At 73.7% G+C, this 22,899-nt stretch carries 20 protein-coding genes and 1 pseudogene; 9 read left to right on the top strand and 12 right to left on the bottom strand.

Annotation, left to right across the window (positions count from 1 at the left end; translation table 11 throughout):
* Positions 1–25 precede the first annotated feature (25 nt).
* On the bottom strand, positions 26–3,235 hold the full coding sequence (locus ACZ3TI_RS19110) for a bifunctional cytochrome P450/NADPH--P450 reductase (protein ID WP_465727545.1): 3,210 nt from the start codon (positions 3,233–3,235) through the stop codon (positions 26–28).
* Between the two features lie 227 nt (positions 3,236–3,462).
* Here ACZ3TI_RS19110 and ACZ3TI_RS19105 point away from each other — a divergent pair, with 227 nt between their 5' ends.
* The gene (locus tag ACZ3TI_RS19105) at positions 3,463–4,077 is read left to right on the top strand and encodes a helix-turn-helix transcriptional regulator (protein WP_465727543.1); all 615 of its coding nucleotides are present in this window, start codon (positions 3,463–3,465) and stop codon (positions 4,075–4,077) included.
* Positions 4,078–4,263: 186 nt separating this feature from the next.
* On the opposite strand, the gene ACZ3TI_RS19100 is transcribed toward ACZ3TI_RS19105, so the two are convergent.
* Both ACZ3TI_RS19100 and ACZ3TI_RS19095 read right to left on the bottom strand, forming a co-directional pair.
* Complete coding sequence (locus tag ACZ3TI_RS19100; protein ID WP_465727541.1) at positions 4,264–5,046, bottom strand: VOC family protein; 783 nt, start codon at positions 5,044–5,046, stop codon at positions 4,264–4,266.
* Positions 5,047–5,222: 176 nt separating this feature from the next.
* Positions 5,223–6,032 carry an SAM-dependent methyltransferase gene (locus ACZ3TI_RS19095; protein WP_465727539.1) on the bottom strand — a complete coding sequence of 270 codons (810 nt, stop codon included), beginning with the start codon at positions 6,030–6,032 and terminating at the stop codon, positions 5,223–5,225.
* A gap of 54 nt (positions 6,033–6,086) precedes the next feature.
* On the opposite strand from ACZ3TI_RS19095, the gene ACZ3TI_RS19090 reads away from it, so the two are divergent.
* The 4 genes from ACZ3TI_RS19090 to ACZ3TI_RS19075 all read left to right on the top strand — a co-directional run bounded on the left by ACZ3TI_RS19090 (position 6,087) and on the right by ACZ3TI_RS19075 (position 8,537).
* Complete coding sequence (locus ACZ3TI_RS19090; protein WP_465727537.1) at positions 6,087–6,500, top strand: MarR family winged helix-turn-helix transcriptional regulator; 414 nt, start codon at positions 6,087–6,089, stop codon at positions 6,498–6,500.
* 159 nt (positions 6,501–6,659) lie between these two features.
* Positions 6,660–7,355, top strand: coding sequence for a hypothetical protein (locus ACZ3TI_RS19085; RefSeq protein ID WP_465727535.1), 696 nt, complete (start codon positions 6,660–6,662; stop codon positions 7,353–7,355).
* Between the two features lie 34 nt (positions 7,356–7,389).
* The gene (locus ACZ3TI_RS19080) at positions 7,390–7,629 is read left to right on the top strand and encodes a hypothetical protein (RefSeq protein WP_465727533.1); all 240 of its coding nucleotides are present in this window, start codon (positions 7,390–7,392) and stop codon (positions 7,627–7,629) included.
* A gap of 140 nt (positions 7,630–7,769) precedes the next feature.
* The gene (locus tag ACZ3TI_RS19075; protein WP_465727531.1) at positions 7,770–8,537 is read left to right on the top strand and encodes a phosphatase PAP2 family protein; all 768 of its coding nucleotides are present in this window, start codon (positions 7,770–7,772) and stop codon (positions 8,535–8,537) included.
* Positions 8,538–8,541: 4 nt separating this feature from the next.
* Here ACZ3TI_RS19075 and ACZ3TI_RS19070 read toward each other — a convergent pair whose 3' ends face one another.
* The 5 genes from ACZ3TI_RS19070 to ACZ3TI_RS19050 all read right to left on the bottom strand — a co-directional run bounded on the left by ACZ3TI_RS19070 (position 8,542) and on the right by ACZ3TI_RS19050 (position 13,004).
* Entirely contained in the window at positions 8,542–9,219 is a 678-nt protein-coding gene (locus ACZ3TI_RS19070; protein ID WP_465727529.1) for a response regulator, read from the bottom strand.
* Entirely contained in the window at positions 9,216–10,526 is a 1,311-nt protein-coding gene (locus ACZ3TI_RS19065) for a sensor histidine kinase (RefSeq protein WP_465727527.1), read from the bottom strand. The genes ACZ3TI_RS19070 and ACZ3TI_RS19065 overlap by 4 nt, the downstream gene beginning before the upstream one ends.
* Positions 10,527–10,623: 97 nt before the next feature.
* Positions 10,624–11,484 (bottom strand): ABC-2 transporter permease, encoded by an 861-nt coding sequence (locus tag ACZ3TI_RS19060; protein WP_465727525.1) that lies wholly within the window; start codon positions 11,482–11,484, stop codon positions 10,624–10,626.
* Positions 11,481–12,434, bottom strand: a complete 954-nt coding sequence (locus ACZ3TI_RS19055) for an ABC transporter ATP-binding protein (RefSeq protein WP_465727523.1) — start codon at positions 12,432–12,434, stop codon at positions 11,481–11,483. The genes ACZ3TI_RS19060 and ACZ3TI_RS19055 overlap by 4 nt, the downstream gene beginning before the upstream one ends.
* A 165-nt stretch (positions 12,435–12,599) precedes the next feature.
* A complete protein-coding gene (locus ACZ3TI_RS19050; protein WP_465727521.1) occupies positions 12,600–13,004 on the bottom strand; it encodes a cupin domain-containing protein in 405 nt (134 codons plus the stop codon).
* Positions 13,005–13,123: 119 nt separating this feature from the next.
* On the opposite strand from ACZ3TI_RS19050, the gene ACZ3TI_RS19045 reads away from it, so the two are divergent.
* Both ACZ3TI_RS19045 and ACZ3TI_RS19040 read left to right on the top strand, forming a co-directional pair.
* Complete coding sequence (locus ACZ3TI_RS19045) at positions 13,124–13,789, top strand: TetR/AcrR family transcriptional regulator (protein ID WP_465727519.1); 666 nt, start codon at positions 13,124–13,126, stop codon at positions 13,787–13,789.
* Positions 13,790–13,951: 162 nt separating this feature from the next.
* On the top strand, positions 13,952–14,785 hold the full coding sequence (locus tag ACZ3TI_RS19040) for a PIG-L family deacetylase (RefSeq protein ID WP_465727517.1): 834 nt from the start codon (positions 13,952–13,954) through the stop codon (positions 14,783–14,785).
* 101 nt (positions 14,786–14,886) lie between these two features.
* Here the strand turns inward: ACZ3TI_RS19040 and ACZ3TI_RS19035 are convergent, their stop codons facing one another.
* The gene (locus tag ACZ3TI_RS19035) at positions 14,887–16,434 is read right to left on the bottom strand and encodes a long-chain-fatty-acid--CoA ligase (RefSeq protein WP_465727515.1); all 1,548 of its coding nucleotides are present in this window, start codon (positions 16,432–16,434) and stop codon (positions 14,887–14,889) included.
* Positions 16,435–16,536: 102 nt separating this feature from the next.
* The gene (locus tag ACZ3TI_RS19030; protein ID WP_465727513.1) at positions 16,537–18,201 is read right to left on the bottom strand and encodes a phospholipase D-like domain-containing protein; all 1,665 of its coding nucleotides are present in this window, start codon (positions 18,199–18,201) and stop codon (positions 16,537–16,539) included.
* Between the two features lie 409 nt (positions 18,202–18,610).
* Between ACZ3TI_RS19030 and ACZ3TI_RS19025 the strand changes: the two genes are divergently transcribed.
* Entirely contained in the window at positions 18,611–19,771 is a 1,161-nt protein-coding gene (locus tag ACZ3TI_RS19025; RefSeq protein WP_465727511.1) for a polyprenyl synthetase family protein, read from the top strand.
* Positions 19,772–20,186: 415 nt separating this feature from the next.
* On the top strand, positions 20,187–21,206 hold the full coding sequence (locus ACZ3TI_RS19020; protein WP_465727509.1) for an outer membrane protein assembly factor BamB family protein: 1,020 nt from the start codon (positions 20,187–20,189) through the stop codon (positions 21,204–21,206).
* A 58-nt stretch (positions 21,207–21,264) separates the two neighbouring features.
* Here ACZ3TI_RS19020 and ACZ3TI_RS19015 read toward each other — a convergent pair.
* Together ACZ3TI_RS19015 and ACZ3TI_RS19010 are read right to left on the bottom strand one after the other, a co-directional pair.
* Positions 21,265–21,765: pseudogene (locus ACZ3TI_RS19015) on the bottom strand (coagulation factor 5/8 type domain-containing protein); the annotation flags it as partial.
* A 219-nt stretch (positions 21,766–21,984) separates the two neighbouring features.
* The gene (locus ACZ3TI_RS19010; RefSeq protein ID WP_465727507.1) at positions 21,985–22,788 is read right to left on the bottom strand and encodes a DUF2182 domain-containing protein; all 804 of its coding nucleotides are present in this window, start codon (positions 22,786–22,788) and stop codon (positions 21,985–21,987) included.
* Between the last annotated feature and the right edge of the window lie 111 nt (positions 22,789–22,899).

Raw genomic sequence — 22,899 nt, 5'->3', positions numbered from 1 at the left:
CGACGGCCGCGTCAGGAGCCGGGCCTCAGCCCGCGTACACGTCCTCGACGTACCGCCCGGCCTCGATCAGCCCCTGCAGCCAGGCCTGCGCCCGCTGCTCGTCGGCCCCCGGCGTCCGCTCCCGGTACAGCTCCCGGAACGCCGCCCGGACACCCGGCGCCATCCGCGCGCCGTCGCCGCACACGTACACCTCGGCGCCCGCCTCGAGCAGCGCCCAGACCTCCTCCGCCTCCGCCGCGATACGGTCCTGGACGAAGCGCCGCCCGTCCTGCGGCCGCTCGCTGAAGGCGGGCCGCATCGAGACCGCGCCCTCCCGCTCGGCCGTCTCCAGCTCCAACCGGTGCAGGTAGTCCGCCTCCGCGGCGTCGCAGCCGAAGTACAGCAGCGCGGGGGCGAGTTCGGCGCCCGTGAAGCGCAGCGCGCGCCGGTCGGCGACGGCGCCGCGGAAGGGCGCCAGGCCGGTGCCGGCCGCGATCATGATCACCGGGGTGCGGTGCCCGATCCGGAACGCCTCCCGGCAGGGCTGGACCCGGGCCAGCACGGTGTCGCCCTCCGCCAGCCGCGCGAGGTGACCGGAGCCGGTGCCCCGGAAGGTGCCCCGGCCGGAGCGGGCGGGGGCGCTGAGCACGGAGACCATCAGGTCCACCTCGGTCGCGTCCCAGGCGGGCGAGGAGGAGATCGAGTAGTGCCGGGGCCGGATCGGCGGCAGCAGCTCCAGCAGCACCGGCCAGGTCAGGTTCCCCTGCAGGGCCGGGTGGTCCTCGATCAGGTCCAGCAGGGTGCGCGGGTCGTCCTCGGGCAGCGCGCGCAGCGCGGCCTGCTCGGGCGGGCAGGGGTTGAGGTCCGCCAGCGCGGCGCGCTGCCCGGCGGTCGGGCGGTCCTGCAACTCGACGTGGTGGGTGAGCAGTTCACGCACCGACAGCGGGCGGTCCACGGCCAGGCCGGTGCGCCGGTGGGCGACGATGTTGAGCACGGCCTCGGGGTCGGCGCCGAACAGCTTGGCGGCGCGCTCGACCAGGGCAGGGTCGTTGGCCGGGAGCACGGTGAGGTGGTCGGCGGTCCGGTAGCCGGCGCCCTCGGGCAGGGCGAGGCGGACCAGCCGCTTGACCCGGGGGTATCCGGGGTCGGTCAGGCTGTCGACGGCGGTGACGGTCAGCTCGGCCATGTCGTGCCGGGCGGCCAGCGCGGCCAGCGGTCCACCCGACACCTCGGTCACCGTGTACGCGGCCTCCCGCTGCGGCGCGGCGGGAGCGTCGGCGTCGCCGTACCGCTCCAGCAGGGCGAGGCGCAGCGCCTCGGTGAACTGCCGTACGGTGCCGGACAGGTCTCCGGAGGCGTCGGCCTCGGCGCGGTCGAGCAGCCGGGTGCCGCCGAGGGCGGCGAGCCGGTCGTCGATCAGGGCGGGGATGCGCTGGTAGGTGGCGGCGTAGGTGCGGTCGCCGATGCCGAGCACCGCGTACTCGACACCCGCCGCCGCAGCGTCCGCGGTGCCGTCCTGCGCGCCGTCCTCCTGGAGGCGGCGGACGAAGGCGGCGGCGTCGTCGGTCGGCTGCCCGTTGTACGAGGCGGCGGTGATCACCACCGGACGGTCGGTGGGCAGCCCTTCCGCGTACGCGTCCAGCGGGGCGATCGCGGTCTCGCAGCCGAGGTCGGCGGCCGCCTCGGCGAGCTGCCGGCTGAACTCGCGGCAGGCGCCGTAGTTGGAGCCGTGCAGGAGCAGCAGCCCGGTGCCCTGGCGGACCCGTCCGGGGCGCTCGGCGGCGGCGCCGGCCCGGGTGCCCGAGCCGGTTGCGGGCTCGGCGGTCGCGGGTGCGGGCGTGCGCCGGGCGAGGCCGAGGGTGAACTCGTCGGGCTTGATGGTGAGGGTCTGCTTGATGGTCAGCCGGTAGTCGGCGTGGTCGATGAGCCGGTAGCGGTGGACCAGCATGCCGAGCAGCATGGTCGCCTCGTGCAGCGCGAACTGCCGCCCGATGCAGGCGCGTTCGCCGGTGCCGAAGGGCTTGAAGGCGTGCGGGGAGCGGGCCGCCTCGGGCTCGGCGTCGAACCGGGACGGGTCGAACAGCTCGGGGTTGTCGCCCCACGCCGGGTCGCGGTGCAGCATCGGGGTCGAGACGAAGACGGTCTCCCCGGCGCGCAGCGGGATCCGCCCGCCGAGCAGGGTGTCCTCGCGCGCCTCGCGGCTGAAGGCCGGCGCCGTGGGCCACAGCCGCAGTGCCTCGTTGAGCACCTGCCGGGTGTACCGCAGCCGTCCGACGTCCTCGTAGGAGGGCTCCGGGTCGGCCTGGTCACCCCAGAGCGCGTCCACCTCCTGCTGCACCTGCCGCAGCACGGCCGGGTGCTTGACCAGGTAGTACATCGCGAAGGAGAGCGCACCCGAGGTGGTCTCGTGGCCGGCGATCAGGAAGGTGATCACCTGGTTGCGGATGTTCTCGGCGTCCAGCCGGGTGCCGTCCGAGGGGCGGACCGCGCCGAGCATCAGGCCCAGCAGGTCCTCGGCCGGGCCCTGTTCCTCCTCCCCGGCACGGGTGGCGATCACCTCGTCGACCACGTTGGCCAGGTAGTCGGCGTCGGACCGGAAGGCGGCGTCACGCTCGGCGTGGTCCAGCTCGGGGTCGCGGGTGAGCTTGGTCATCGCCCACTCCAGGCAGCGCACCATCGCGTCCACGAAGGGGTGCGGCTCGTCCCGCTCGAAGGAGCCGAAGTCGAAGCCGAAGCCGGCCAGCCCGATGGTGTCCAGGGTCATCCGGGTCATGTCGCCGGGCACGTCCACCGGCAGTGCGGCGCTCTCCCGGCGGTCCCAGGAGTCGATCAGCCGGCGGGCCACCCGCAGCATCACCGGGTGGTAGGTGCGCATCGAGCCGAGCGCGAAGGCGGGCATCAGGATGTCGTGCGCCCGCGCCCAGTTGGGCTCCTCGTTGTACGCGGTGAACAGGCCGTCGCCGGTGAACTGACGGACGTTCTCCAGGCCCGGTCCGATCGACTTGGTGAACCGGGTCTCGTCGGCCAGCTCCTCTACCAGCTCCAGGCCGCTGACGATCAGGGTGTCCCGGCCGTGCAGCCGCTGCATGAAGGCCGGGCCGTGCACTCTGGCCAGCTCCATGGTCCGCAGCATCGGGGCGGCGATCGGCGGCGCCGACGAGATGTCCACCAGGGGGACGGCCGGGGTCCCGCGGCCGGCTTCGCTCTCGGTTCCGGCCCCGGTTCCGGCCCTGGACTCGGTGATGGTGTCGGTCATGGTGGGTCCCTCCCGCAGCAGAAAATTTCGGCTCCCCCCACTCTGTGCCCACCGGGAGGGAGGCCCGGCCGTGATCACTACATGATTGTGTAGTACCCGGAGCGTCCGCGGACTTGCCCATGGACCGCCGGCTCCGGCTGCGCGCGGACGCCACGGGGGAGGAGAGAGCACGGATGGGACCGACCGAGGGCTGCGGCCCGGCGCCGGGGCGCCGGCAGGATGCGGCAGTGATCTGGCGCAACCGGGCGCTGCGCCTGATGGACCACGTGCCGCTGCCGATCGCGGTGGTCGAGTTCGGCGGCCGGACCCTGATCGTCAACCGCGCGATGGCCGCCGAGTTCGGCCTCCTGCCGGGGCAGTTTCGCGACCGGAAGATCCTCGAGTTCTTCACCCTCCGGGACAGCGACACCCTGCAGGCGCTCGCCGAGGCCGTCCGGATGCACCGCCGCTCGCAGTACCCGGCCCGGGTCTCCTGGACGCCCGCCGTGGGCGGCGAACGGCACGGCGAGATGACCGTCGACCTGGTCAGCGACACCCCCGAGCAGACCCCGAACCTGCTGCTCTCGCTGCGCACCATCGAGGCGCCCCGCGAGGCACCGCCGCCGAGCCCGCGCACCGAGGTCAGCCCGGTGGAGGCCCGGATCCTCGCTGCGGCCGCCCGGGGCGCGACCACCGCGCAGATCGCCCGGGAGATCGGGCTCACCACGGACGGCGTCAACTACCACCTCGCCCGGCTCTCCCGCCGGTGGCGCGTCCCCAACCGCACCGCCCTGGTCGCCCGCGCCTACGCCACCGGCGTGCTCGCGGCCGACATCTGGCCGCCGAAGCCCGCCACCTGGTGACCTGACGTCAACAACGGTGGTGTGGAAAGCGGTTGGAACCACACTCCGGAGTGACGTGTGCATCGGCGCCCTCACCCCTGGGCAGCCTCCCCGCGCGGGGGCCGTATCGAGGAGGAGGACGGCATGCGTCAGGAGTCCCGCCGGCCGAGGCCGACGGGACTGACAGGAGACGCGGGCTCGGCCGACTTACGTCGACGGGTTGATCACCGCGAAGACGGCGCCCTGCGAGTCCTGGAGGACGGCCATCCGGCCCGCACTCATGTCGAACGGCGGGACGAGCACGTTGCCCTTCGCCTTCACCGCCGCGTCGACCGTACTGTCGGTGTCGTCCACCCGGAAGTAGGTCAGCCAGTGCGGGGGCGTCCCGGGAGGTGTGCCTTCCATGGTGGTCATACCGCCGACCGGGCGGTCGGCGACGTTGAGCGAGTGGTAGTCGTCCACGCCCTGCATCGGGGCGGAGGCGATGCCCAGGGCGTCCTTGTAGAAGGCCGCGGCGGCGGGGATGTCCGAGGTGTGCAGCTCGTTCCAGGTCAGTGCGCCCGGCTCGTTGACCACCACCGCGCCGTAGAAGTCGAGCGGCTGCCAGACGCCGAAGACGGCGCCGGTCGGGTCCGTCGCCACCAGCATCCGGCCGACGGTGCCCACGTCCATCACCGGGAACATCACCGTGCCGCCGGCCGCGCCGATCGCGGCCTGGGTGGCGTCCGCGTCGGCGCTGGCCAGGTAGGTGGTCCACACCGTCGGCGGGGTGGGGTCCCCCTCGTTCATCGGCTGGGCCCTCATGATTCCGGCCACCGGCTTGCCGTTCAGCGTGCACATCGCGTACCCGCCGAACTCGGGCGGGCCGATCTCGCCCTCCCAGCCGAGCAGGTCCTTGTAGAAGTCGATGGCCGCCTGCTGGTCAGGGGCCATCAGATCGACCCAGCACGGCGTGCCGGGCTGGTAGTGCTCAGCGGTCACTTCAGGCATCTGCGGTCTCTTCCGTGCGGTGCTGCCCCGTCGTCCCGGGGCATTCGGTGTGACCCCCTGTGACACCTTCGCCGCCGCCGGGCGGCCCCGCCACCCGGGCGCCGCCCCCGGCGGGGCCGGGTGCCCCGTCGGGCTTACCGGATCCGGACCGAGCGGCGATCCGCCCTGGACGGGGTTCAGCCGGTCGTCCGGCGCACCGCTTCGATGAAGCCCGAGCTGGTGGGGCGCGGCAGCGGACGACCGTAGGCCTCCCCGAGACGTTCCAGGGTGGTGAGTTCGGTGCTCCAGCCGTGCCGGTCGAGCCACTCGTGGGTGTCCGGGCCGAGTCCGCCGCGCCACAGGTCGGTGATGTGGGCGAGGGCGGGGTCGTGCGGTGTGGCGGCGACGTCCCGGCCCTTCTCCAGCAGCAGCCGGCTGCCCGGGGCGGCGAGACCGGCGACCGCGGTGAGCAGGGCGGCGGCCTCCTCGGGCGCGAGGTAGACCAGCAGGCCCTCGGCCAGCCAGGCCGAGCTGCGCGACGGGTCGAACCCGGCGTCGACCAGCCGGGCGGGCCAGTCCGGGTCCAGCAGGTCGGTGGGCAGGGTGGTGCGCCCGGTCCGCGGCTCGGCGCCGAGCCCGTCGAGGACCCGCTCCTTGAAGGCCAGCACCGGGCCCAGGTCGAGCTCGAACACCCGGGTGCCGGCCGGCCAGTCCAGCCGGTAGGCGCGGGTGTCGAGGCCGGCCGCGAGCAGCACCACCTGGTCGGCCGCGGCGGCGAGCAGGCGGTCGTCGTAGAAGCGGGTGCGCAGGATGCCGTGCGCGACCAGGCGCTTGGCGAAGCTGCTGTCCGGGCCGGCGGCGGGAGTCGGCACGTCGGCGGCGGTGACGAACGCGGCGGCGTACGGGTCGACGAAGAGCGGGTCGGGGCGCGAGCTCTCGTAGGCCCGCACCAGGGCGACGGACAGGGCGGTGCGGGAGACCGGGCTGAGCGGTTCGGAGGTCGTCATGCCCGGCAATCTACATCGCCACCGATGCATCTGTGAAGATGTATTCTGGTGGACATGGACGGCGTGCAACTCCTCAGACTCGGCAAGCGGTTGACCGAACTCAGCCGCGCGATGATCACCGACCCGGCCTCCGCGCACCTCACCGCCGGCGAGATCGCCGTGATCTCCGACGTCTACCGACATCCCGCCACCTCCGTCCAGGAGATCCGGGTCCGCACCGGCTTCGCCCAGAGCCATGTCTCCGTCTCCGTCGCCCGGCTGCGCGAGGCCGGCCTGCTCGACGCCGCCGCCGACCCGGCCGACGGGCGGCGCACCCTGCTGACCGTCTCCGACCGGGCCCGGAGCGCCATCCACGCCCGGGTCGCCCAGCCCGCCGAACCCGTCATCGCGAAGGCCATCCCGGATCCGGACCGGGCCCGCCGGGTCACCGAACTGCTCGACGAACTCGCCGCCCTCATGCTCCCCTGACCCACGCCACCCTGCCCCGCCCCGCGCCGCCCCGCGCGACGGAAGTTCCACAACTCCGTTACAAGAAGGGCAGGATGCTCCCCCGCCGGGAACGTCCCTGGGAGCATCCCTGCCAGGACACCGGGGAGGTGCCCGGGGACGCGGATCCAGGGGGTTTCGATGAGCGCACGGATCGAGGACGCGAGGCCGCCCGGCCCGGCCCGGATCGCCGAAGTGATCGGCCGTGTAGTGGCCCAGGCACTGCTCCTGGTGGCAGGCCTGGCCACCGTCGCCCTCGCATTCACCTGGTACGTGGACGCCTACCGCTCGGTGGACGCCTACCGCGACGCCCCGGACTGCGGAACGGCCGCCGCCGCGCCCGGCGCGCCCTGCGTCCGCCACGAGACGGGCAAGGTGACCGCGCGGAAGGTCGACACCAGCGGCGACTCCACCTCCTACGACCTGACCGTCTCCCGCGAGACGGCCTCCGCCCACACCATCAGCGTCGGCGAGGCCTTCTACGACGAGGCCAAGGTCGGCACGGACGTGGACCTGAAGATCTGGAACGGCCGGCTCGTGGAGGTCTCCTGGCACGGACACCGCGCCACGGTGCCCGACATCCCCTGGCTGAGCTCCCTCAAAGTGGCCCTCCTGATCGGCGCGGGCACGGCCCTGACCGCCTACGGCCTGGCCTGGCCGCGCGGGGATTCGATGTCGATCCCGGCCGTGGCCGCATCGTGGCTCATCCCCTTCACCTTCGTCGGCAGCTTCATCCTCTGCCTCGCCCAGTGGCCCTTCGCCCTCGCCCTGGGCATCCCCGTCCTGTGCTGGCTGCTCATGACCGCCTGCATCACGGCGGCGGCCCTCGAGGCCTGACCGTTCCGACCCGGACGCGATCGAGGGGGTCTCGATGGACGCACACATCAGGGACGCGGGGCCGCCCCGGGCCTTCGCGGCCGTCGCCCGCGTACTCGCCCGGGGACTGCTCCTGCTCGTGGGCCTGGCGACCGTCGCCGCCATGCTCGGGAGCTTCCTCTTCACCACCGTCCAGCCGCCGTTCGCCGTCACCCTGGGCATTCCCCTCCTCGGCTGGCTGGTCATCACGGCGGGCACCACGGTCGGCACCGTGACCGACAGCGCGGCCGACTGACGCCCGCGCATCGGGAGCATCGGCGTGGCGTGGCTGAGCGCCGCCCGGTGGTGCGCGCCGGGAGCATGGGCATGGCGTCGCCGTCCGCCCGGTCGGAGGCTTCGGCCGGCTCCCGTCCCCGAGGAAAGGCGCAGTGCCCGATGGACCTCGCAGCGAGGGGTGCCCGCCCGCTCGACGGCCCGTGGCCGCTCGTCACCGCCGCCGCGGCACTGCTGTTCACCGCGCTGGCCTTGCTGCTGGCCAGCCGTGGCTGGGCGCCGTTCCCGTTCGAGCAGGCGGTGAACGACTGGAGCGCCGCCCACCGGCCTTACGCCGCTCGCAGCGCCGCCGTCGCGCTCACCTGGCTCGGCACCGCCGTGGTGCCGTACCTGCTCGCCCTGGCCGCCGGGGCCGTCACCCTCCGGGCCGCGTCTGTGCCCCGGAATCCGCGCCGTGCCGTCCTGCTGCTGGCGGCACCGGTGCTGTGGCTGGTCGCGGGCCAGCTGGTGCGGCTGGGGGTGATGCACGCCTGCGGACGGCCCCGGCCGCCGCAGATGAACTGGGCGACGGACGCGTCCGGGTTCTCCTTCCCGTCCGGGCACTCCTTCACCGCCACGCTCAGCGCGGGCCTGCTCGCGCTGGCCCTCGCCCGGGCCCACTCGGCGGCGGCCGGGGAGGCGATCGCGGGCGCGGCGGTGTTCGCCCTCGTGATCGGCCTCAGCCGCGTCTACCTCGGGGTGCACTGGCCGCTGGACGTCCTCGGCGGCTGGCTCCTCGCCACCGGTTGGCTCGCCGCCGGCGCCGTGGTGCTCCGCCCGCTCCAGCGCACCGCGCCGCCGGCCGACGCCGATGAGCCGGACGCCCGCGAGCCGGAGACCCGCGAACCTGAGACCGGTGAGCCGGACGCCGGGGCACCGGGCAGCCCGTGAGCGCTCAGGCCGGTGGCTGCGGGCGGGTCAGCCCGCGGTCGTACGCGAAGATCACCGCCTGCACCCGGTCCCGGGCGCCGATCTTCGCCAGCACCCGGCTGACGTGCGTCTTGACGGTCGACTCGGCGAGCACCAGCCGCTGGGCGATCTCGCCGTTGGTCCAGCCGCGGGCGACGGCGACCAGGATCTCCCGTTCGCGGTCGGTCAGGGCGTCCAGCCGGGGGTCGGGGACGGGCTCGGCCCCGGGCGGGCGGGCCGGCAGGCGGTGGGCGTAGGCGTCCAGGAGGCGCCGGGTGATGGCGGGGGCGACGACGGCGTCCCCCTCGGCGACGGAGCGGATCCCGGAGAGCAGCTCCTCGGGGCGGGCGTCCTTGAGCAGGAAGCCGCTGGCACCGGCGCGCAGCGCGGCGTGGGCGTACTCGTCGAGGTCGAAGGTGGTGAGCACCAGGATGCGGGAGCGGCCGCCGCCGGCGACGATCTGCCGGGTGGCCTCGATGCCGTCCATGCCGGGCATCCGGATGTCCATCAGTACGACGTCGGGCCGCAGGTCGGCGGTGAGCCGGACGGCCTCGCCGCCGTGGGCGGCCTCGCCGACGACCTCGGTGTCGGGCTGGCTCTCCAGCAGCATGCGGAAGCCGTAGCGCTGCAGTGGCTGGTCGTCCACGATGAGGACGGTGGTCACGTCGGGCCGCCTGTCGGGTCGGGGGTGAGGTCGAGTACCGCGTCGACGGTCCATCCTGCCCCGGGGCCGGGGCCCGCGGTGACGGTGCCGCCGTACAGCGCCGCGCGCTCGCGGATGCCCGCGAGGCCGTGGCCCTCGCCGCCGGGCTGCGCGGGTGTGCGGGCACCGGGGGGCGGGCCGCTGTCCTGGACGCGGACCCGCAGCCGGTCGGCGTCAGCGGTCAGGGTGACGTGGGCCCGGGTGTCGGGTCCGGCGTGCTTGAGGGCGTTGGTCAGCGACTCCTGGACGATGCGGTACGCCATCAGCTGCATGCCGCGGTCCAGCCGGCCGAGGTCGCCGGCCGCTGTGTACACCACCTGCGGCCCGGCGGCGCGGATGCGCGTGCACAGCCCGTCGAGGTCGGCGATGCCCGGCTGCGGGGTGTACTCGGCGGCCTCCTCGCCCTGGTCGCGCAGCACGCCGAGCATGCGCCGCAGCTCGCCGAGCGCCTGGCGGCTGGTGTCGCCGATCAGCAGCAGCGCCTCCCGGCCGCGTTCGGGGGCGGCCTGGGCCGCGTACGCGCCGCCGTCGGCGAGGGTGACGATGACGGACAGGTTGTGGCCGATGATGTCGTGCATCTCGCGGGCCACCCGGGCGCGCTCGGTGGCGGCGGCGAGCCGGCTGCGCTGGTCGCGTTCGACCTCCAGTCGGGCCGCGCGTTCGCGCAGTCCGGCGAGCTGGGCGCGGCGGACGCGCACCGCGATGCCCAGGGCGACGGCCGCCGTCGCGGCGCTGAACAGGAAGAACAGCGCGTCCCCGACCGGCAGTCCGCCGCCGGACACCGCGACGGCGACCACGGTGACGGCGCCGACCATGGCCGCGCAGGACCAGGCCAGGTGCCGCAGCCGACCGTGCAGGGCCAGGCTGTAGAGGGCCACCAGCAGGGCGACGTCGGCGCGCAGGCCGACGTTCAGCGACCACTGCAGGACGAACACCGCCATGATCGCGACGAACGCCGCGGTGGGCCGACGGCGGCGCCACAGCAGCGGGACGACCACGCCCGCCTGCAGCGCCAGCGTCGCGGGCAGCGACAGCCGGGTGAGGACGATCCGGTGCTCGCGGTAGCCGCCCTCGGCGTGCCCGGGGAGCAGGTCGGGCAGGCAGAACAGCAGGAAGACGGCGGCGACCACGGCGGCGTCGAGCACCCAGGGGTGGTCACGGTCCGCCTGCCGCACCCGCTGGCCGATCCGGGCCAGGCGCCCGAACAGCGGGCCGGACAGGACCTCGGCTCCGGCGGACGGGTCGGCGGTGGTGGCGTGGTCGCTCACCGGTGGCACCTCCCTGGTGGCGTGTCGTCGTGATCGCGGAAAGCGGCGCCGGTCTGCTCCGGCGCCGCACTCCGAGTCTCTCAGGCTCCCCGAGCCGTCAGGCGTCGCTGCGCACCAGGCGCACCGCGGCCCCCGCCAGGGCGAGCACCGTCCAGCCGAGGAAGACGACCAGCCCGGCCGTCGGCGAGAGCATGGTGGTGTCGTGGTGGAGGGCGAACATCGACTGGCCGGCGTGGCTGGGCAGGTAGGGGCTGATGTGGTCCTGCCAGGAGCTGGGCAGCAGGGCGGTCAGCCCGGGGATCAGCATCAGTGTGGCCACCAGGACGGCGATGCCGCCGGCCACCGAGCGCAGCAGGGCACCGAGCGCGACGCCGATCACGCCGACCAGCGCGAGGTACAGCCCGGCGCCGAACAGGCCGCGCACCACCCCGGCATCGGAGAGGGTCATCGCCACGCGGGTGTCGGCGAGGATGCGGCTGTCGACGAGGAAGGTGGCGAACGCCCCGACGGTGCCGAGCAGCAGCGCGATCGCCCCGAACACGGCGGCCTTGGACCACAGCACCGGCAGCCGACGCGGCACCGCGGCCAGGGTGGAGCGGATCATGCCGGTGGAGTACTCGCCGGCGGCGACCAGGACGCCGAGGACGCCGAGCGCCAACTGGGCGAAGTTGGTGCCGAACAGCGACAGGCTCAGCGCGCTGGCCGCCGCGAAGTCCCGCTCCATCGGGCGGCCGTCGGTGAGCCGCGACTTGAACTGGGACCCGGCGATCAGACCGAAGGCGACCAGGAAGAGCAGCGCCAGGCCGAGGGTGATCCAGGTGGAGCGCAGCGACCACAGCTTGGCCCACTCGGAGCGCAGCACGCGCAGCGCCGTCACCTTGTAGACGGGGCGGGCGGACCGCGGGTCCGCGGGCGCGTCCGACGTCGGGCTCGGTGCGACGGTCGTACCGCGGTTCATGCCGCGCTCCTCGGGGTCTCGGTGCCGGTGACGGCAGTGGCCGTGGTGGTGCCGTGGTACTCGACGGCGTCGCGGGTCAGCTCCATGAACGCCTCCTCCAGGGAGACCGATCGTGCCGTGAGCTCGAAGAGGGCGATGCCCAGCTCCGCCGCGGCGAGGCCGATCTCACGGGCCGTGCGGCCGGTGACCAGGAGCTCCTCCGAGCCGGCCCGGCCGGTGATCTCCACGCCCGGTCCGCCCAGCGCGGCTCGCAGCGCGGCCGGGTCCGCACTGGCGACCTTGACCACGTCGCCGCCGGCCTGGCGGACCAGCTCCTGCACGGTGGTGTCGGCCAGCAACCGGCCCCGTCCGACGACGATCAGGTGGTCGGCGACCAGGGCCATCTCGCTCATCAGGTGCGAGGACACGAAGACGGTGCGCCCCTCGGCGGCGAGCCCGGTGAGGAGGTTGCGGATCCACAGCACGCCCTCGGGGTCGAGCCCGTTGACCGGCTCGTCCAGCATCACGGTGGCCGGGTCGCCCAGCAGGGCGGAGGCGATGCCGAGCCGCTGGCCCATGCCGAGCGAGAACGCCCCGGCGCGCTTGCGGGCGACCGACTGCAGCCCGGTCAGCTCGATGACCTCGTCGACCCGGCGGCGCGGGATGCCGTGGGTGTGGGCCTGGGCCATCAGGTGGTTGAAGGCGGAGCGGCCCGGGTGGATCGACTTGGCCTCCAGCAGCGCGCCGACCTCCTGCAGCGGCGCCGCGTGCTCGGCGTAGCGGCGGCCGTTGACCCGGACCGTCCCGCCGGTGGGGGCGTCGAGCCCGACGATCATCCGCATGGTGGTGGACTTGCCCGCGCCGTTGGGCCCGAGGAAGCCCGTCACCGTACCCGGCCGGACCGTGAAGTCCAGCCGGTCCACGGCGGTCTTCTCGCCGTACCGCTTCGTGAGCTGGTGCGCCTCGATCATCGGTCATCCCTGTGCTCCGGGGCCGGGCCGTCCCGGCCGCCCTCGCCTCCCACGCTAGGGGCAGGGGCGGCCGGATCCGTGGTACCGGGGACCGATCATCGACTCGCGCGTAGTACCGCGGTACCACGGGCTGCCGCGACGCCCGGGAGGTCCGCCGGTCCGCGGTCAGTCGCCGTCGCCGCGCCGTTCGAGCCGGGTGCCGGTGCGCAGGGTGATCGACATCAGGTCGCTGGGCTCGTCCAGCTCCAGGCGGTGCCAGCGGCCGCGCGGGACGACCACGGCGGTGCCGGCCGCCAGCCGCACCGTCTCCTCGGTGTCGCCGGGAGCGGTGGGGCGGAAGTGGACACGGACGCCGCCGGCCAGGCAGCAGACCGCCTCCTCGGCCTCGGGGTGCATCTCCCAGTGGTCGGCGTGGACGTCGGCGTCGGTCTCCACGTGGAAGGTGGCGATCTGCCAGGCGCCGGGGTCGCCGCCGGTCATCCGGCGTTCGGTGGCCCGGACGTCGCCGTCGGGGTGGATGTGCAGGGCCGAGGCGAACAGGTCGACCGAGGCGATCGGAGTCGTCGTCATGAGGGTGTTCCCTTCCCGGTGCCGCTCCGCCGGACCGGCGGGCGTCAGCGCGTTTTCGTACATGTAAGAAAACTACCCCGAAGGATCACCGCTGTCGAGCCCCGGGGGATGATGGGGGCATGCAGCAGCCCTCCGCACCGCGCAAGGCCACCGGTCGACCTCCCCGCATCTCCCGGGAGGAGGTCGTCGCCACGGCCCGCCGGATCGTGACCGAGGAGGGGGTCGGGAAGCTGACCATGCGTCGCCTGGCCACCGAGGTCGGCAGCACGCCGATGGCGCTCTACCACCACGTCCGCAACAAGGAGGAGCTGCTCGTCCTGCTGCTGGACGACTACGCCGCCCGCGCCCTGCGGCCCGTCGAGCTGCCGGGCGAGCCGCGCGAGCGGGTCGTCGCCGCCGCGGCCGCGATCCACGAGGCGCTCGCCGACTGCCCCTGGATCGTCGAGGTGCTGACCGCCGACGACCTGATGTCCACCCACGCCCTGTGGTTCGTCGAGCAGATCGTCGACGGCCTGGTCGGCTGCGGGCTGTCGATCGAGCGGGCCGTCCAGGGCTACCGGGCGATCTGGTACTACACCGCCGGCGAGATCGTGGTCCGGGCGACGGCTGCCCGCCGGCGCAGCGCGGACGACCGCCCGACCTACCGCGAGCAGGTCTTCGCCGGGATCGACCCGAACGAGCTGCCCCGGCTGGCACGGGTCGCCGGACGCTGGGAGCCGCTGACCGCCGAGGACACCTACCGGGACGGGCTGCGCTCCCTGGTGGACGGGCTGCTCGGCGGCTGAGCGACGGCTGCCCGCCCGCCGGCCCGACGATCGTCTCCGCCTCCGGGAAGCAGGAGCCCGACCGATCGGTTGACCCCGTTATTGCGCGGCGGTCGAGTGCCGTCGTGACGCAGACTCGGAACGAGCACGTCCCGAGCACGTGCAGACCGGAGGATGGTTTACATGGTTGACCGGCCGTTGACGCTGATGGCAGTGCACGCCCACCCTGACGACGAGGCCAGCGGAACCGGGGGTGTCCTCGCCCGCTACGCGGCGGAGGGCATCCGCACGGTCCTCGTGACGTGTACCGACGGCGGCTGCGGTGACGGCCCGGGAGGTGTCAAGCCGGGCGACCCCGGGCACGACCCCGCGGCCGTCGCCGCGATGCGCCGGCAGGAACTCGAGGCGAGCTGCGAGGTCCTGAAGGTGAGCCACCTGGAGCTGCTGGAGTTCGCCGACTCCGGGATGATGGGCTGGCCGACCAACGACGCACCCGGCTCGTTCTGGCAGACGCCGGTTCCGGAGGGCGCCGCCCGGCTCGCCGAACTGATGCACCGGTACCAGCCCGACGTGGTCGTCACCTACGACGAGAACGGGTTCTACGGCCACCCCGACCACATCCAGGCACACCGGATCACGATGGCGGCGCTGGAGCTGACCGGGCTGACGCCCAAGGTCTACTGGACGACGGCGCCGCACTCGATGGTGAAGCGCTTCGGGGAGCTCATGCGCGAGTTCGGCGCGGACTTCGAGGAGCCGGACCCGACCGAGGCCGGCGAACTGCCCGGGATCGGACTCCCCGACGAGGAGATCACCACCTGGGTGGACACCACCGAGTTCGCCGACCAGAAGTTCGACGCCCTCGCCGCGCACGCCAGCCAGGGCGAGAACATCTTCTTCCTGCGGATGGGCAAGGAGCGGTTCAACGAACTGTGGGGCGTGGAGACCTTCGTCCGGGTCCAGGACTCCACCGGCACGTCCGTGCCCGAGACCGACCTCTTCGCCGGACTGCGCTGACCGCCGTCACCCTCGCGAGGCACTCCGCCCGGGCGCGCCGGACCGCACCCGGGCGGGGGTGCCTCGCCCGCACCGTCGAGAGCAGCGAGCTCCCCTGCCGGTCACTTGAGTTCGCGCTTGAGGATCTTCCCGGTGGCGGTCATCGGCAGGTCGTCGACGATCTCCACGATCCGCGGGTACTTGTGGCCGGCCATCTGCTCCCTGCCCCAGGCGATCAGCTCCTCGGGGGTGGCCTCGGCGCCGGGGTGGAGGATCACGTACGCCTTGACCTCCTCGCCGTGGCTCTCGTGGGGCACGCCGGCGACCGCGGCGAGGCTGATCGCCGGGTGCGTCATCAGCACCTCCTCGATCTCGCGCGGGTACACATTGAAGCCACCCCGGATGATCATGTCCTTCGCCCGGTCGACGATGTAGTAGAAGCCGTCCTCGTCCCGGCGGGCCAGGTCCCCGGTGCGGAACCAGCCGTCCCTGATCACCTCCGCGGTGGCCTCGGGCCGGTTGTAGTAGCCCTTCATCACGGCGTGGCCCTTGACCGCGATCTCGCCGACGGCACCGGGCCCGGTGACCTCCGACCAGTCGGCGTCGACCAGCTTGAGCTCGACGCCCCAGATCGGCACGCCGACGGAGCCCGGGCGCGGCTCGCGGTCCGGGTCGGAGAAGGTCACCACCGGCGAGGTCTCGGAGAGGCCGTACCCCTCCAGGATCCGGATGTGCAGCCGCTCCTGGATCCGGTTGAGGAGCTCCACCGGCAGCGGGGCACCGCCGGAGACGCCGATGCGCAGGTTGCGGGCGATCCGGTCCACGTCGACGGCGTCGGTGAGGGCGCCCAGCAGGGCCCACCACATGGTCGGGACACCGGCGAAGAAGGTGATCTCCTCAGTGTCCATCAGCCGCACGACCAGTTCCGGGTCGAAGCGCGGCACGAGGTGGAGGGTCGCGGCCGTCGAGAAGCCGGTGTGCATCTGGACGGTGGAGCCGAAGGTGTGGAACAGCGGCAGGCAGAGCAGGTGGCTGTCGGTGGCCGGTGCGCCGCGGAACAGCCGGTTGCACGCCAGCACGTTCAACACCGTGTTCACGTGGGAGAGTTCGGCGCCCTTGGCCTGCCCGGTGGTGCCCGAGGTGTAGAGGATGATCGCGGTGTCGGTCGCCTCGGTGGCCACCGGGTCGAAGACGGGCGACCGACCGGCAAGAGCCGCGTCCAGGGTCTCCGCGCCCTCGGACGGCGAGGGCGCGGCCGGGTCGGCGGTGATCAGGAAGAACTGCTCGCAGCCCTCGACCTCCTCGAACGCCTTCCGGCCCTCCGTCCCGATGGCGAGGTCCGGCGTCCCCTCGAAGCAGAAGTACGCCCGCACCTCGGCGTCGCGCAGGTGGTAGGCCACCTCGCGCGCCTTGAGCAGGATGTTCAGCGGGACGACCACCCCGCCGGCCTTGAGGATGCCGTAGTAGACGATCGGGAACTGCGGCAGGTTCGGGCAGCTCAGCGCCACCCGGTCGCCGGGCCGGATCCCGCGCTCCACCAGCAGGTTGGCGACCCGGTTCGCGGCGGCGTCGACCTGGGCGTAGGTGAGCCGCGTCGCGCCGAGGACCACCGCGTCCCGGTCCGGGTGCGTACGGGCGGAATCCTCGAGCAGGACCGACAGGTTCAGCATGGCGCCTCCGAAGGCACGGTTCCGGGTCGCGCCGCAGACTACTCGCGGCGCGACCCGCGGCCAAGGCATCCCACACGCGGGTTCGCCCGGTGACGTCCGGGGTCAGTGCTCGCAGCGGCCCCGGCTGTAGTCGACGGTCGCGGCAGCCTGCGAGTACTGCCACTGCGGGGTGAGCAGCCGCTCGTCGAGCTGCGCCGCGGCGGCGCGGCTCTCGACCACGTAGCCGAAGTCCTGCAGCCAGGCCGGGTAGAGGTTCTTGGAGCCGAGGAAGAAGGCGGATCCGTCGACCGAGACCAGCTTGTGGTGCAGCGCGTAGGCGTGGCCGTCGGCCCAGGTCGGGGTGGCGGCGGCGCGGAACGGGGCGAGCTGGAGGTTGCGGCACATCGTCGCCTCGGCCTGCGCCGGGTCGCCGAGGCGGGCGGTGAGGCGGGCGAGGAGGGTGTCGCTGATCTCGTCCACGGACTTGATCTGCGAGTAGCCGGCGCTGCCGGCCGTGCCCCGGGTGCCCGGGTCGCTGACCACGATGCGCACCTTCACGCCCTCGGCCATCTTGGCCGCGAGCAGGTCGAAGGTCCTCACGTCGTAGCGGGGCAGCGGCGGGCAGGGGCCGGTGACGTCCTGCTGGGAGATGTCGATGCGGCTGCTCGCGCTCGCGATGAGCGCGCGCAGCGCGGGCTCCTCCGGGTTGACGGTCTCGTAGTCGCGGTCGGCGTTGGTGTTGTCGTGCAGGCCGATCGGACCGCACTTGAGGTCGTTCGGGGTGGGCACCGGGCCCGGGCGGTGGGCGGAGGCGGTGTCCTTGTCGCGGATCCCGACGCCGAGGCCGCCGACGGCGATCACGGACTGGTCGCCGGTGGCGGGCGCCCGGTCGGCCGGCGGGTTGAGCCGCTTCTCCAGGTCGGGGGTGCAGGCGGCGCCGTCGGTGGAGGCGAACCAGGCGGCGGAGAACACCCCGGTGTTGCGGCAGGTCCAGTCCCAGAGGGTGTCCAGGTAGGCGCCGGCGGAGGCGGCGGCCGGGCCGTTCAGCGCGAGGTCGACGTCGGTGACCGGGTGGGCGGTGTCGAGGTAGTCGTTCTTCCAGTTGTTGATCCCGCCGGTGATGACGCTCTGTCCGTCGACGACCAGCAGCTTGGAATGGTTCCAGGAGAACGCGGTCTTGGCGGTGGTCATCGAGGCGACCTCGATCGTGACCCGGCCGGCGGCGCCGCCGAGCTTGGCCACCAGCTCGTCCCGGTACTTCGACGGGAGCGTGGTGATGTTGTACAGCGGCACGGCCCCGGCGAGGATCCGGACGTGCGGCGAGTTCCCGGCGGCGACCGAGGCCTTGAGGCCGTCCACGATGGCGTCCTGGAAGGCGCCGTCCGGGAAGGGCGCCAGGGTCGATATGTCGACGGTCCGGGTGGCGTGGGAGATGTTCTCGCGCATCTTGTCGAGCAGGCGGCGGGTGCCGGTGCGCTCGGTGCAGGAGGGGTCGCCCCAGCAGCCGGGGGTCTGCAGCAGCCAACCGCCCGGGTCGTCGGCCGGCGCGTCGAGCCGGTTGCCCGCCGTGCGCTGCCACACCGTCCCCTCCAGGCCGGGGGACACCTGACGCAGTGTCCGTTCCACCGCGTCCAGGTGCGGGGTGGCGTCGGCCTGCGTGGTCGGGGCCGGCGCGGGGGCCTGGTCGGCGACCGCGGGGGCGACGGGCAGCACGCAGACGGCGGTGGCGAGGGCCAGCGCCGAACCGGCGAGACGGCGGCCGGAACGGCGGGACTGGTGATCGAGCACGTACAGGTCCTTCATGGCAGGCCAGGGGTGTTCACCGGGGAACATCCGTTGATTACCCAAGGGTAACCTGACTCGGTGTCAGGCTCCTGCCAAGGCCCGCTCCGGGCTCCTCGACGGCAGCGCCGCTCACGGCGGGGGACGGCCGCGACGGTGACGGGAACGGCGGCGGCGCGCGCGGAGGAACTCCCCCGACCCAAAAGGGAACCCCCGTGCGCGTACTGGTCCCCAACGACGACGGAGTGGAGGCGGAGGGACTGCGCCGGCCGGCCGCCTTGACGGGACACCGGGCCGGGCCTTCCATGGTGACGGCGCACCCGCCGGGCGGACAACGCCCCGTTCCGGGACTTCCGACCACGCCGTCCGCCGTTCGGTCCACCATCTTCACCCTGCCCAACCCTATGGTGAGTGCATGGTTATGGCACCTGCCGAGGACGTCGGACCGTTCGGGAACGGTCCGTGCACCGTGAACCAGGCTTCCGGAACCGGCCGCGGGATCGAGCACCACCTGGACCGGCTCTGCCCGCCCGCCCCGGGCGGACTGGCCGTGTGGCTCGCGGGCGGGCACGGCAGCGGCCTGTCCGCCGACACGGCGTACGCCCTCGACCGCCGACTGCACCGGGCCCTGGCCCAACCCGTGCGGCACATGGTGGACGCGGGCGGGCAGCGGTTTCGTCCGATGCTGCTGATGCAGATCGTCGACCTGCTCGGCGGCGACGGCGACCGCTTCGGCGTCCTGGCGGCCGCCATGGAACTCGCCCACACCGGCTCGCTGATCGTGGACGACGTCCAGGACGGCTCCACGATGCGCCGCGCGAAGCCCGCCGCACACGAGGTGTACGGCCTGCCCGCGGCCCTGACCGCGGGCACCTGCGCCTACTTCGCCTTCGACCGCGCCATCGCCCTGAGCGCTCCCGACGACCCCGCGCTGCAGGGCCGGATGCGCGAAGCCCTGCTCGCGGCACTGCGGGCGGCCCACGCCGGGCAGGCGCTCGACATCCAGGGCCACCACCGCGAGATGGACCGGGCCCTCGCCACCGGCGACAACGCCCCGCTCCTGGAACTGGTCCTCGCCACCCACCGCCTGAAGTCCGGTGCCCTGGTGGGGGCGTGCTGCCAGATCGCCGCGATCGCCGCCGGCGCCGACGCCGCATTGAGCCGCGCACTGCTGGACTGGGGGGCCGCGATCGGCACCGCCTACCAGATCACCGACGACGTCGCCGACCTCCACGGCGTCACCGGCGCGGACGGCGCCCTCACCAAGCAGGTCGCCGAGGACCTGCGCAACGGCAAGGTCACCCTGCCGCTGGCGCACGCCGTCACGCTCCTCCCCCGCCCCACCGCCGAAGCCCTGTGGACGACGATCCGCACCGGCGACGCGACCGAAGCCGACATCCACGCGGCCCGCCACGCCCTCCTCGACTGCGGGGCCGCCGCCGCGAGCGAACGCGACGCCGACCGGCTCTGCACCGCCGCCTGGCAGGCACTCGAACCCCTGCTGCCCCCCACCCCGGACACCGCCCGCCTGCACGCCGTAGGCCGCGCCGCCGGCCGCGCCCGCAGGCGCGCGTGACGTCGCTCGTGTTCTCCGAAGGTGGGGTGGAACGCTTTCACTGCGCCTCCTGCTGGTCGGGTTCGGTGGTGGTCTGGCGCGGCAGGTGGTCGCCGATGCCGTACTGGGCGGCCTGGAGCCGGTAGGCCTCGCGGTAGTCGGTGGGTTCGGCCATCAGCTCCTCGTGGGTGCCCGCTTCGGGGTGCGGTCATGGCACTCCTGTCGGGCACGGGCACCGCGGAGGTGCCGGGATGCCCAGTGTCCGCGCTCCGCCCGTACGCCCGGGCCGGGCCTCGATCGGATCACCCGACTGGGTGACGGTCGGAGGGCGTGGGCCGCGGCCGGTTCGATCGCGGTCCGGGGGTATCCTGCCCGGTTCGCCTCCGGCGGGCGCCGGCCGGCCTCGGCCGGGTGGGGAGCGGGCGGGAGGGCGACGATGGTCGAGGAACTGTGGGAGCGGGTGCTGCACCAGCGGGGCGCGTACTCGAAGTTCGCGGTCGCGGGTGAGCGGGTGGTGGTGCACGAGCGGGGCACCCGCCTGGTGTGCCTGGGGGCGGCGGACGGCGCACCGGAGTGGGACGTCCCGGTGGGGGCCTGGCCGCGGTCGCTGGTCGTCACGGGGCAGCGGGTGCTCGTCCTGCCGCAGGACCGGCCGGTGCTGTCGTGCCTCGGCCTCACCACCGGGGAGGTGCTCTGGCAGGCCCCGGTGGCGCGGTGGACCGGCCAGGTCGCCGTCGCGGACGGCGTGGTGCTGGTCGGCGGGTGGCGCGGGTACACGCCGCCGGCGGCCTTCGACCTGACGGACGGTCGCCCGTTGTGGCGGACGGCGGGGCCGTGGGGACGGGAGTGGTCGGCGACGGAGTTGCCGGTCGCCTGGGCCGGCGGGCTCCTGCTGGGCGACGGCGCACGGGCCTGGCTGCTCGATCCGCGGGACGGACGGGAGTTGGCGTCCTGGCAGCTCCCCCAGCCGTTGACGGGTGCCGACGGGCGTGCCGTGTTCACGGTGGTGGACGCCGATCGCTGCGCGGTGAGCTGTGCCGGCGGCACGGTGGTGGTGCTCTGGCACGCTCGGCGGCGGTGCGAGCGGCTGCTGACCCACCGGGGCCCGCTACTTGGTGAGGCGCCGCTGCTCGTGAACGGGATGCTGTGGTTCCGCGAGGTGCGGTCCGGGGGCGGGTACGTGGCGGTCGATCCGCTGGACGGGACGCGGCGGTGGCGGGCCGAGGTGGCGACACCGGTGGCCCACGGGGTGGTCCGCACGGCGCGGGGCGCGGTGGTCGCCTCCGAGGGCGGCGCGCTGTTCCGCCTGGGCGCCGGGGGTGAGGTGCTCGGGCGGGAGCGGATCGGCGGCGGGATCGCGGCCGTGCGCGGGCTGGGGCCCGTCGCCGGACAGGCCCCAGGGGCCGGTCGGCTGCTGACCGTCACCCGGAACAGCCTGCGGGCGTGGCGGCTGTGACGACGCCCGGTGGATCCGGGGCTGCCACCCGTCGGCGGCAGCCCCGGTGTGCGGACGTCTACGGGTAGGCCACCACCGTCGACGGGGTGGTCGAGGTGCCGGAGGTGGCGGCGCCGGTGCCGTCGATGACGTGGTTGTACTGGCCCTTGCCGCCGAGCGAGACGACCAGCAGGTCGTGGAACCGCACGCCCGCCCGGGTCGGCGCCTCGAAGCCGTGGTCCATCCGGATGCTCGGGTCCACGTTGAAGTAGCAGTAGCTCCCGAGGCCCCAGCCCTCGTGGGCGGTGACCGTGTCGTCGACCTTGTAGGCGGCGAAGCCCAGCGTGGAGCCGTTCTGGATCGACGCCTGGTCGGGGGCGTCGTACGCCTTCTCGTTCTGGAAGAAGACCGTGCGGCCGCGCTCGCCGGACCACTCGACGTCGTACTTCTTGAAGTGCTCGACGAACAGTCCGGTGCCGAGCACGTCGGCGCCGCGCACCACGAGCCCGTAGTCGGCCGGGTTGACGTCCCAGCCGACGCCGGTGCCGTGGTCGGCCCGCCAGATCCAGGTGTGGTCGACGGTTCGCCTTCCCATCCGCCGGGTCATGGGGCCCGAGTTGACGGTGTTCGAGCAGCAGACGGGGATCAAGGTCAAGCTCGAAATCATCCCCTGGTCTGATCGCCGCCCACCGGAGCCGGGACCCCGGGGCCCCCGCCCATGAGCTACGAGGGGCCCGTCACTCGGGGCCGCTCCAGTCGAACGGGAAGTGCTTGCTCGACCGGCCCCTGCTCGTCCCCGTCACATCGGCATGTCACCGGGTGTCAGCCCCGGCAGCAGCCAGCCCTGGAAGGGAGCCAGCACCGCCAGCACCAGGAAGGCCACCCCGGCTACCCGGGCCAGCTGCGGGCCGCGCCGCCACAGCTTCTCCAGGAAGATCACCACCGCGATCGCGGCCATCGCCGCCACGTTCATCACCCCGAGCGGCACCAGCACCACCATCAGCGCCCAGCAGCAGCCCACGCAGAACGCCCCGTGGCGCGCCCCCACCCGCAGGTCCCGTGCGGGGGCCCGCCAGGCCGCGTAGCGCATCAGCTGCGCCATGGGGCTGCGGCAGTGCCGCAGGCAGACGTACTTCAGCGGCCCCAGCTGGTACAGCCCGGCGAGTGCGAAGGCCGCCGCGCCGATCCACTTCCCGGCGTCCGGATTCCGGCCCACCAGGTCGCCGGTGATCGCCAGACCTCCGTACGCCAGCAGCCCGAAGGCCGTCCACGCCAGCAGGTAGCCGCCGAGGAACTCGGTGGTGCGCAGCGCGCAGGCCCATCCGGTCGACTGCCGGCCGATGCCGCGCGCCCAGGTCACCGCCACCGGCGCGACCGAGGGCAGCATCATCGCCGCCATCATCGCGAGCCACAGCAGCAGGAACAGCGGCAGCGCCATGCCCATCGTGCCCGGCCCGATCCCCATGTCCCGGGCCTGTCCGACGGTGATCGCCCAGGCCAGCACGGCGATCAGCACGATCAGGCCCCAGGCCACCGCCAGGTCCCTCGCGGGCATCAGCACCCCGGTCCGCAGCGGCTGCTTCTCCACGGTGACGGTATGCATCGCGCTCTCCTGCCTGGTCTTTCCAGGACAGCACACATCCCCCGGCCGCGGTACCCGTCCGCCGGGATCCTGACCAGCGGTACTCGCCGGCGCCGGGCCTGCCGGAGCCGG

The organism is Kitasatospora sp. NPDC023120, assembly GCF_055560835.1.
This window is presented reverse-complemented; position numbering and strand designations above follow the sequence as displayed.